The sequence below is a fragment of the uncultured Aquimarina sp. genome, assembly GCF_947492115.1.
Lineage (GTDB): Bacteria > Bacteroidota > Bacteroidia > Flavobacteriales > Flavobacteriaceae > Aquimarina.
In genome coordinates this window covers 636,307-648,199 of the sequence record NZ_CANLMM010000003.1, presented here as the reverse complement: position 1 = coordinate 648,199, position 11,893 = coordinate 636,307, and the positions used below count along the sequence as shown (strand labels likewise).

7 protein-coding genes are annotated in these 11,893 nt (G+C 32.9%); 2 read left to right on the top strand and 5 right to left on the bottom strand.

What is annotated here, in order from left to right; all coding sequences use genetic code 11:
• The first annotated feature begins 11 nt into the window (after positions 1 to 11).
• Positions 12 to 1,538, top strand: a complete 1,527-nt coding sequence (locus tag Q1A73_RS12185) for a glycoside hydrolase family 2 TIM barrel-domain containing protein (RefSeq protein ID WP_299605887.1) — start codon at positions 12 to 14, stop codon at positions 1,536 to 1,538.
• Between the two features lie 77 nt (positions 1,539 to 1,615).
• On the opposite strand, the gene Q1A73_RS12180 is transcribed toward Q1A73_RS12185, so the two are convergent.
• The 4 genes from Q1A73_RS12180 to Q1A73_RS12165 all read right to left on the bottom strand — a co-directional run bounded on the left by Q1A73_RS12180 (position 1,616) and on the right by Q1A73_RS12165 (position 4,804).
• Entirely contained in the window at positions 1,616 to 2,839 is a 1,224-nt protein-coding gene (locus Q1A73_RS12180) for a glycosyltransferase (protein WP_299605885.1), read from the bottom strand.
• Between the two features lie 121 nt (positions 2,840 to 2,960).
• Complete coding sequence (locus Q1A73_RS12175) at positions 2,961 to 4,190, bottom strand: sugar isomerase (RefSeq protein WP_299605883.1); 1,230 nt, start codon at positions 4,188 to 4,190, stop codon at positions 2,961 to 2,963.
• Positions 4,180 to 4,479 (bottom strand): STAS domain-containing protein, encoded by a 300-nt coding sequence (locus Q1A73_RS12170; protein ID WP_299605881.1) that lies wholly within the window; start codon positions 4,477 to 4,479, stop codon positions 4,180 to 4,182. The genes Q1A73_RS12175 and Q1A73_RS12170 overlap by 11 nt, the downstream gene beginning before the upstream one ends.
• A 28-nt stretch (positions 4,480 to 4,507) precedes the next feature.
• A complete protein-coding gene (locus Q1A73_RS12165; protein ID WP_299605878.1) occupies positions 4,508 to 4,804 on the bottom strand; it encodes an STAS domain-containing protein in 297 nt (98 codons plus the stop codon).
• A gap of 870 nt (positions 4,805 to 5,674) precedes the next feature.
• On the opposite strand from Q1A73_RS12165, the gene Q1A73_RS12160 reads away from it, so the two are divergent.
• Entirely contained in the window at positions 5,675 to 7,747 is a 2,073-nt protein-coding gene (locus tag Q1A73_RS12160; RefSeq protein WP_299605876.1) for a tetratricopeptide repeat protein, read from the top strand.
• Between the two features lie 128 nt (positions 7,748 to 7,875).
• Here the strand turns inward: Q1A73_RS12160 and Q1A73_RS12155 are convergent, their stop codons facing one another.
• Positions 7,876 to 11,835: a DUF4114 domain-containing protein gene (locus Q1A73_RS12155; RefSeq protein WP_299605873.1), complete on the bottom strand. Its 3,960-nt coding sequence runs from the start codon at positions 11,833 to 11,835 to the stop codon at positions 7,876 to 7,878.
• Between the last annotated feature and the right edge of the window lie 58 nt (positions 11,836 to 11,893).

Genomic DNA, 11,893 nt, shown 5'->3' with positions numbered 1-11,893 from the left:
AAAAGAATAAAATGATATACAGGTCTTTCATCATCACATCATTTATTGCTATAAATGCCTTAATCCTTTTTGGAATAAGTCAAACGTTATCATTTCTTAGTACTGGTGCAGATCGTTCTATGATGCTACATATCGGTGTGAAAAATAAGCAAGCGTATATTCCCAAAGTCGAATGGAAAGACACTATAAATCCTGCACGACCGATCGAAAAACAAACCATGTATGATATCCAAAAAGATTATGTGAATTCGTGGTACGTTAGAAACGTAGGATATGCTACTTATGACTCCTTAGGTATTTTTGATTTTTATACCGAAAGTGCCCGAAAGAACTTAGTTGATGGAATTCATTTTAATAAGACAAATGACGTGCAAATTTTGAGTACTACATTAGATCATCATCTTGCTCTGGACTTTTATAGCGCAGATGGGCAGCTAGTAGTATTTGAAGATCAAAACGTAAGATCTTACACCCAAAGTTTTAAAGAAAACAACTTGCAATATGAAACTACTTCTATATCGAGTTACAAAATTGCAATGCTTCTTGAGGATGGGTTTTGGAGAGTACGACATATTGTAAAACAACCTAATATCACAGTTATTGACACCAATACACAAAAAGAATCTCCATATGTTCGAGGAAATCAAATCATCGTAGACAATAAACCTTATCAAATAAAAGGTATCAATTATTATCCGCAAGAAACTCCATGGAATATGTTTGGTGAAGAATTTGATATTGATATTATCCAAAAGGATTTTAAAATTATCAACGATGCTGGATTAAATACCATCAGAATATTTGTTCCTTACGAAGATTTTGGAAAAGAATATGTACTAGCAGACAAACTCATAAAGCTAAAAGAAGTGATGGATCTGGCAGAAAAGAATAGTCTAAAAGTCGTACTTACCCTCTTTGATTTTTATGGTAATTATGATATAAACGATTGGACCTTTACGCATAGACACGCTGAGCAAATCGTAAGTAGTATCAAAGAGCACCCAGCGCTTCTTATGTGGGATATAAAAAACGAACCTAATCTTGATTTTGAAAGCAGAACAAAAGAAACCGTTCTTGCCTGGTTAAAAGAAATGATTCATCAAATACGCACTATAGATACAGAACATCCCATAACCATTGGTTGGTCTTCTATAGAAACTGCAGATATTCTGAGTGAAGATGTGGATATTGTATCTTTTCATTATTATAAAGATTTGACTCAGTTTCAGGATATCTTTAAAACTATATCTTCTTTAAAAAAACCTTTAGTATTACAAGAATTTGGGTTGTCTTCTGACAAAGGGTTGTGGGCTCCTTTCGGGAATAATGAAGAAGATCAGGCAGCGTACCATGAAGCATTTTTAAAAATCATCCAACAACATGAATTACACTATTTATCTTGGACATTGTATGATTTTAATAAAATCCCAACAGATGTAGTTGGAAGATTGCCTTGGAGAAAAAATGCACAAAAGCATTTTGGATTTATTGATGCAGATGGAAATAAAAAAGATGCTTTCCAATTTATTAGTTATTGAAAAACATCTTTTTGAAAAAAACATCAAAACACTTAATTATTATGGCTTAAGTCATTCTATTAAGACAATGACAGTACTTAAACCGATATTCCTTGTAATTCTTTTTCCTCTTTCTTTTTCTTACTTTTTCCGTTTTTAATACTTTTAAATGAGTCGATATACATTTTAGTTATCCTACTCATTGGAAATGCGGTAGCTGCTTGATAATTAGCTTTTGCCAATTGATTCCTATATGCTTTGTCTACCACGATCTTTTGTATTGCTGTAGCCAAACTATCCGTACTTTGAGGATCAAAAAACTCACCTCTATATCCTTCTTCTTTTACTAATATGCTCAGGTCTCCTAAATTCGGCATTACCACTGCTTTCCCATAGCTTCCTGCCTGATGTAATACTCCAGAACTTCCAGTAGTGGATGTATATGGAAATACTACCATAGCACTTTCACCAAAAATTACTGGCACATCTTCTTCTTCTACATAACCTGTAAATGTTAGCTGTGGTGTATCCTGATATTGTTTTTGTACATTTTCTAAATATCCTGGTGTATTCGGGTTATCGGTTCCCGCGATGACCACTTCCAGATCCACTCCGGTTTCTTTTCTAACTTTTTTAACAGCATCGATTAAGATTTCTACTTTTTTATAAGTCCCAAACTTTCCGAAAGTCATAATTTTCAATGGTCCTTCTGGTAATTCGTACGAAGGTTCTCTGGGAATTTCGAAAGTTCCATGAGGAATCAAAACCACATTCTTCGCGTTATATTTTTTCTCTAATATTTCTACGTATTTACTAATCGTTACTGCAACACGATCAGAAGCTAAAACAAACCTTGTTAAGACTGTTCCAATAAAATTGAAAATTGCTTTTAAGAAAACATTATTTGTAAAACCAGCTTTGCCTAGATCTACCTGCTCCATGATATTATGCAATAAGACAATCGTTGGTATCTTTTTCATTTTGCATAAGAACGGTAATAGCAGTCCTAGTGCCGCAACTATCTTTTTATCTCCGAACTTCATAAACTGAAGGTTGAATAAAATAGCTTCAGGTTTTGTCTCTTTAACTGCTTTCATAACAGTTCTAATACTCTTATAGCTATTAAATTTCCAACATTGTTTTACAGTAACGCTGCAACCTTCTGTTTCAAAATCTAAATTTGCTTCTTCTTCGGTAATATCAGTTAATAAAACCAATTCTGTAATTTCTGCTTGCTGTCTAAAATGTTTTACTAAATGAAATGCATATTCATTTAGAGTCACCTTACTTGGTGGATATGCTGTTACGATTGCTAATTTCATGTGTTTTGATTGTATATTGATGTAAATTTCTTTTTTATTTATCTATTTGTCTTTTAATATTCGTTGGGTTACCGTTTTACTTCGATCAATAACATTTTTACTTCTTTCATTTATTTCATCATTACTTCTTAAAAAAGAAGTATATCAACTGAATTACTAATAAAACAGCCATTGCAATTATCTGCACAACCACCACTTCTAATAAAGAACTATGAAAAAATACGATGAGTAAAATCTGTGAAATTCCTAATAAACCAGAAACGACTACAGGTATATATTGATCCAATGACAAAAAATAGTACGCGAATATATTAGACACCGCAAATAATGCTGTTGCTACAGCGTATTTCCATAATAAAGGAGCCATAGATAGGTATGCATCACCAAATAATAAATGAATCGCTAATTCTGGAAATAGATAACATCCTAAAACAACGACAGATGCTAGACCTACTACATAACCAACATATTTAACCAAAATTGGTGCAGTAGCTTCTCCTAGTTTTTTCTTTTCTATAACCGCTGGTAGTAATAGCATTACAAACATCCAGGTAACAAAGTAGACCACACGTCCGATTAATGCTAAAGACGCGTATAATCCTGCATCATATTCAGGAAAATAATGTTTCACTAATAGGATATCACTATTATTGATAATGATCTGAGTCAACTCGTAAAATGCAGTAAGCACAAAAAACTTACTGATCTGACTAGACTGCTCTTTACTTAGTACATTCTTTACCTTAAGCACAAAGTGTTCTTTCTTAAATGGTAATAACCCAAAAAAGAAGGATGCAAAGATTCCTATGACTACTAGAATTGATGAGCTTACGGTAGTGATGGTAAAAATTAATAAAAGTGTAATGGCTAATCTACTGAACATCTCTCCCTGATAGGTCCAGGCAAGTTTTTCGAATCGTTTGGTACCTTGATAAAAACCACGATTTACACTCATGATAAAATACACAGGTACTCCCAATCCAAAAATGGTAAACATCAAAGAAGATTTAGTATTAAATAATTGTTGTAACTCTCCTGAAAATACAACCATAGCGGCTCCAATGACAATACCAGTAATACCTGCATATTTATATATGCAAGAAATGAAACTTTTAAAAGTAGCATTCTCAAACAACACAGAAAATTTTGCCGTAGCTAATTGAAAAGTCATAGCAACGAAGGATAACACTAACAAAAAAGTGATCAACAAGGCTGCATCTGCAAACATTTCTGGACCAAGAATTCTTCCTAACAAAAGGTTATAAAGATAATTCCCAGCATTCACTACGATAACACTAAGCATAAATTTTTGCTCTGATGTTAGTTTTGGAACCAATGTGCTAATAGTCATTTCTAAAAATATGGTTGAGTTTATTTGATTTTAAGGTCATAAACACCTTCTTATTTTTCTTTCCTAATACAAATAATACTTTCTTTCTACGCTGCGCTTTGGCATAAATGCCTTGTAACACCTGTAAAGCTTTTTTATCTATCTTCTTTACTTTTTTTAGACACATTACTACTTCTTCATAGTGATCTAATAAGTAATTAAAATGATCTTTTACCTTATGGACATTCTCGGAAGTAAAATCTCCTACTACTTCCATGCGTCCTCTTACATTATTTATTTCTAATTCCATTTGGGGCTAATTTTGGGATTAGTAATAATTACAGAGACTCCTTTCTTATAACATAATTTACTTTACCAAAGGCCTTTTTTATAATGGCATTCTCTGCTCCAATCAAATAGAATATCTTATTGTTTTTAACTGCTCTTCTGTATAAATTGCTAAGTACTTGGATTCCTTGCGTATCAATCCTTTTTACCTTATTCAAGGATAATACGATTTGCTCTGACGAAAGCATTAATTGTTCGAAATGATTTTTTACAGATAAAGCGTTCTTACCTACTACATTTCCTTCTAGTTCAAAAATTCCGTATCGGTGTGTTATTTTTAGGGCCATAATAATTTAGTTTTTGATTGCTCTCAATATCTTTATTCTTTTCTACAATATTCTCTTGTTTTAGACCAGATACTTTTTATGATCGACGAATGACAAATATCATTAGATGAAGTATTTACCATCAGCGCCATTTTAAAACAAACATCTATGGTATTGTGCAATAGAACTATATACTATCATAGATTGGTCTAAAAGTTTTTTAAAGAATACATAACATATATTTTTAAATCAGATACGTTCTTCAAAAGCACTTTAGTAAAGGATTTCTTCATTCCAAAACTTTTGCTAGATCCTATAAAACTATGTGTCGCGAAAAGGAATAATGATGTGGATTGTATTCATTGTTGTTTAAGATTTTGGGGCCTTGCTTTTATTTGTTGTAAAAAACAAGGTAAAAGTGTTGTTGTTGTTATAAATTAATCATTTTAATTTCTACTTTCTTCGAAGGGCAACCGAAGATTTATTCTTTTAATTTATGACGACTAAGTTGAATATAAATAACTATGAATCAACTTACTGTAAAGTTAAATGTATTATCTTTTAAATAAATACTGTAAAACCGTAATTTTAGTAAGGTCTTGACAAGAAATCATGTATTACAACGGTTTTAAATGCCTTTAATCGATAAAATTAACATTTAATTAACTTTTAAAAGTATAAAAAACCTCTTTTTACCTCTTTTTTTAACATTTAAAACTGAATCTTTTTTTACTAAAAGGGAGAATTCCGTCTTATAAAGTTGAATATTCCCTCAAAAAAAGTACGTTTATATTTTTAATATTAACTCAAAAACCTAACTTACAAGTATTATATTCTATGGAGAATTTATCTTCAAAAAATATTAGTAACTTGTTATTCCAAATACGATATATGAACAAAAAAATACTTTTGGTTTTCCTTCTTTTTGTAATAACCTTGACCAATGGTCAAGATATGAAAGAAGGTTTTGGTTATCTAGAAAATGGTCGCTACCAAGAAGCCAAGTCCTTTTTTGAGAACATCCTAAAAAATTATCCCGATAATAGAACTGCAAGATTATGTTATGGGCGTGCCATAGGACTATTAGGAGAATCCGAAAAAGCGGTTACTCTTTTTACAGAATTAAAAAGTATATATCCAAATGACTATGAAATAAAACTAAACTATGCAGAGTCTTTATTATGGAATAAGAATTATGAAAAAGCGGAAACCTACTATCAAACTATCGTAGAGGAAAACAGTACTAGTTTTGCAGCCGTATTAGGGTACGCCAATACGCTTTCTAACCTCAAAAAATATCCACTAGCGCTGGAGACTGTAAATAAAGCGTTATCAATACAAGAAGGAAATCCAAATGCGCTAATTTCTAGAAAATACATTAGACTAGGATATGCTTTTACCTTATCACAGAATAAAGAATACGAAAAAGCATTAAACTTATTAGAGCAAAATCTAAATGATTTTCCTGAAGATAAAGACACCTTGCTAAATCAAGCTAATATCTATATCATTCTAGAACAGTATGATAATGCAGAAAAAGCTTACCGTACGATTGCTACAAACCCTAAAGATAGTATTACCTCTTTACAAGGACTATCGTTAGTATCTCACAGAAGATTTAAAGAAAAGAAAGCATTAGAACAGGCAAGTAAAGCACTTCGTAAAGCGAAAAAATTATCTCCGTCAGACGAGAATCTTCTGATATCATCCTACGAACGCTATATCCAGGCCTTATTCTGGAATAAAAAGTTTAAAGAAGCTAAAAGCACATTATTAGAATTTGAAAAACAATATCCAGAAAGTACTAACCTTTTAAGTTTACGAGCTACTTTAGGAATGTACACTAGTGATTTTGGACTGAGTCTGGATCAATATCAAAAAATTCTTGCTAAAAGTGAAAGCTCATTCGATGGTAATTTGGGAATCGCCAATGCATATAGAGCATCTGGTTTAGACATGAAGTCTTATGAATTTGCCTTTAAAACTTTATTCTTTTATCCAAAACAACCAGATGCAGAGAAACTAATTGCGACCTTAAAAAAATCTCATACTCCCTTTATCGAAAATAGAACGGCTTACACTTTTGATAATGGTAATAATGAAGCCATAAATACTAATTTTAATACCGAAATACCACTATCTCCAAAATTAAAAATAAGAGGTAGCTATTCTTTTAGAACAACCGAAAATACTGAAACAGGTAGTAAAGCCGAATCCCAAGAAGCTTTAATCGGATTGGATTATAAATTTGGAGGTAGAATAGGATTAAAAGCAAATGTTGGATTTAACATATCTGATGCAAATACGACCAGTTATACAGGTATCATTGGCGAAGTAATTATTAGCACTAAACCTTTCAGACTACAGAGTTTAGATTTTGGTTACAAAAGAGAATTACAAAATTTTAATGCAGATCTTATTGATAGAGAAATTATCATGAATAATTACTCCATAAATTATAACCTTGGTACCAACATTAATTTAGGATGGTATACTCAGGCCATATATACAACTCAATCCGATGATAATACCAGAAATTTATTGTTCACTTCATTATACTATAATATTTTAAACAGACCTGTTCTAAAAACAGGTATTAATTATCAGTATATTTCTTTTAAAGATCAAGTACCAACCATTTATTTCAGTCCCTCATCATTTCATTTAGTAGAAGTTTTTGCTGAATTGTTGAATGACCAGAATAATGATTGGTTTTATAGTTTAAGTGCAGCTGTAGGACGCCAGTTTGTAGAAGAAGATCCTGCTTCTACTACCTTTAGAGCAGAAGGAAAAATTGGTCATCATTTTTCTGAAAGATTTATGGCTCATATTTATGGAAAGTATAGTAATATCGCTTCTGCGACCGCTGCCGGTTTTGAGTTTACCGAAATAGGTTTTAAACTAAAATGGTACTTCTTAGAAAAACCGCTTTTTAATAAAAAGATTGAAAAATTAAGATTGTAATTTGATTACCATTACGAATAAAAAATTAAAGGTTTCTATAGAGAATAAAGCATAAAAAAATAGCGAGGAAACAACACCTATCCTCGCTATTCTTAGTAGACCCCAAAAACCCAACCGAAATCAATACTCTATTTTTTCATAAAACTTCCTTGGTAACTTTTCTTATGATCATCTGATACGATATACTTATATACTCCTGCTGTTAACTCTTTTCCGTCGAATCTAGCTACATTAGGAGCTACCTTTTCTAGTTGTTCATTTCTTACTACTCTTCCTAGCATATCAACTACTGTAATTTGAATATTTCCTTGCATTGTTTCAGGCACTCTAATAGAAGTAGTCATCTGAAATGGATTTGGATAATTCATTACTTTGGTAAGCTTATCCTCAATCTCATGCTCATCTACACTTAGTACGGAGCTGTTCGTAAATGCTACTTCTGTAATAGCTACATCAAACAGTTCAAAGTTTTGATAGTCTCCTTGTACAGAGAATACGATACTTCTTACATCTGCAACTTCTGCACTTGCTCCTTGTCCATTCACAAAATCAGAGAAAGCTATTGTATGCATTTTACTTTTAGCACCTGCTTTTACAGTATATCTTAATCTGTTATTCCAATCTACAAGATCTTTTGTTACTAAGATTACTTCAATGTCTCTGTCTGTATTCATTTGAAATTGTAATGCATCATAAGCTTCTACATTCAATGTACCTTCTCCTGCTACAATATTTCTGAAGATATTCATTGTTTCTTTTACTTCTCCGCTCACTGTAATGCCTCTTTCTATCGTATGGTTCTCTTCTGTAGCTCCTTCTATTTGTTCTAACACTTCGAATGTTTCTATAATCACTCCTTCTTCTGTATAATCAATTCCCCAAGGACCATCTGCAAGGTATAATGCATCTAGTTGCGTAGATTCTGCTCCATTTACTGAGAATCCGATATCGAATAAGAATCCAGTTGCTACTTTGATTTCTTCTCTATACTCGCCAGACAATGCTATTGCTTGGTTCAGTTGTACTTCTGCTGATAATTCAGTTCTTCTAATATTTCCATTAAAGTCCATCGAAGAAGCTCCTGTTGTATTTACTATACTTAATGTAAGTTCTCCATTTGTATAGTTTCCTTTTTCTACATACACTGTCGGAATTCTATCAGCTACTTCGTGACTTCTCATTGGCTTTTCTGCGATAAAAGTATCTAAGATATGATTCGCAATATTAGCTACTTGTGCTACAGAACCGCCCCACACCTGGAAATTGGTATAATCTCCTTCTGGATAGCTATCTATATTCCAAAGGCTATAAATTTCATTTTCTGATTCTCCTTCTTTGATAGAGAATGTAAGTGCGTACTCAATCTCACCAGAAGCTCTCTCAATTCGCGTACTAATGATCGTATGGTTTCTGACAGCTACAGTTCTTAAGTCTAACAATTTAGATCCGTTAAGACGATCACAGATTGTTTTAGAATGATCATATATCTTACCTGTAGTAGAAGTTGCTAAAGCAGCTGCCACTCTTTTTTCGTTATTATAATAATCAACTGAAAATACCGTATTTGCATTTGTAATTTCTAATAAATCTTCTGGACTAGACACATAAGCTGACTCAGATCCTAACACTCCCGTTGCAGGGAAATATGTACTTAAATTTCCATTATTTTTTGAGTTATAAGAAACAAGTCCTGGCTGAAAGCTTCTCTGCGATTTTTTAGTATTAAAAATCGAATTAGATTTTGTTCTATTAAAGTTACGCTTAGCAATTAAGCTAGCTAAATCTCCGTTACTTTCTAATCCTCCATCATTTGCCGATGTAACATCTGTAGCACTATTAATATCTGCATAATTATCTGTTTTTATTGCTGTAATAGGACTTGCAGTGATATAGAATAATGCATCATTAAAATCCTGATCGCAAGACGCATAATCTCTTCTGATATCTTCGAATCCAAGGATTATTCTTTCAGAATCTGGATCGTTTAGCAACACGTTATGGTATCGTAAAGTTTCATCACTTTCTGGATTGTAATCTGGATTAGAATATAATTGCCAGTTTCCTGTATCTACACATCCATCTTTCCATGCATCTGCTAATAATACCCATCCTATTCCTGTATTTGGAGGAAAGCTTCCAATTTTTACTCTATCACCCACTTCTAACTCCCCTCCACTACCTACAGCAGATACATTCGGAAAAATTACTGTAATGTCTTCTGGCTGCGGAACGGTAGTATATGGATTGTCTGCATCGTAGGTATAGAATCCAAGTGTATTTTTATATCCAGCTCCTTCTCCTACGAAGGTTATCCAAACTTCTGCATTTTCCTGTACTACTACATCCGTATCATACCCTGATGAGATATAATGAGGATTAAAATCAGGAACTGGATATCCTTCGGGCAATGCATTATTTATCATATCTAGAGTTTCCTGAGAAACCACATCTTGTCCGTCTAAGTATAATGGTTTTCCATTAGCATTAAATTCACCTAAGTAGTTATAACGATCACAAATTGCTGGTATAGGAAAACTAGCTGGTGTTTGGCCACCGTTTTGAGGGTCAAATTTTGTTTTTCGTTGATCAAAGTGATCATCTAATCCATCATTATCAGAATCTACTCCAGAAGCTTCTGTTTCTGCTATACCATCACCGTCACTATCATAAGCTTCTATATGATCTGAAATCCCATCATTATCAGAATCCGTATCTAAATGATCATACATATCTGTATTGTCTGTATTTACTGTTCCATTTGTAGTTCCGCCAAAATCAGAATCGAAGTTATCATCCAACCCATCAGCATCTTCATCGTTACCCGAAAGTCCTAAAAAGGAATTCTCTTCCTGACCTTCTATTAGATCTATAATTCCATCGTTGTCAGAATCGATATCATAACAATCATATACCTGATCATTATCTGTATCTAAAGGAATAAATTCTGTACCTAATTGATCTGCATCATACGTATCAGCGATCCCATCATTATCTGTATCCTGATAGTTTGTATCTTGATTATTATAAACACCATCATTATTAGTATCATTAGCTCCACCATCTGCTTCTACGATATCATAGATACCATCATTATCAGAATCAATATCTAAAAAATCTGGAATTCCATCTCCATCTCTATCAAATGCATCTTGTACTACATTATCTCCATTACCGCTAATGTCATTATCTAAGTAATTAAACATACCATCTCCGTCGATATCTCCATAAGGATCCATACCATTGCACTCTACTATATTTGATATTCCATCACCATCACAGTCTGCATCCATAGAATCCAAAATTCCATCACCGTCTTTATCTAATGGAGAAATACCACTTGCACATTTAAAACCGTCATTGGAATTGGTAGTTTCCGTAAGATTTAAAAGAGTTGCCGAAGGATTAGCTCCCTCATAATCATTGATTAAATATAAACCTCCGTTATTGTCTGAAAAATATAATCTATTAGCTGAATCTGCATAAGCCGCTCCAAACGTACTGGATGGTAAATTGGCTACCGATTTACTGGAAAACACAGGAGTTCCTGAAGATAGATCCCACTTAAACATCTTACCTCTACTACCTCCATAAAAAGCTCCATTGACGTAAACGATGTCTGCACACGTACTAGGTGCAGTAACATCTGCTTCTACAACCTCGAATTGTGGTGAAGAGTTACCATCATAGTCTTTAAGATTTGTTATTTTATGGAAAGTTCTTTTTGTATTATTTTGGAATACCCACAAGTTACCATCTGGATCTACATCTGCTGCATATCCACCTCCAAAAACTGTAGTTCCATTTGGAGCAACTGCTCCTAAATCTATTACCATATCTTTTGCGATACGTAATAAGTGTTTATCACTCTTCTTAATCGCATATAAATAGTTGTCTACCACGTTATAACCACCAGCGTTATACGTATCATAAGAATGTAAAGCTTCAGAATAAGAACCTGTAATAGGATCATAAGCTTTCATTGATCCGGATATTACCTGGTAAAAAGTTCCATCGTTACATTCGAACGTTTGTTGGGCATTTGCTGCGAAGCAAATTAAGGCTAATAAAAGGGTAATAATATTTTTCACGGCTTTAAATATTTGGTTTCTATATCTCAAAAGTATTGAAGATGAAGCCTCTAAAAAG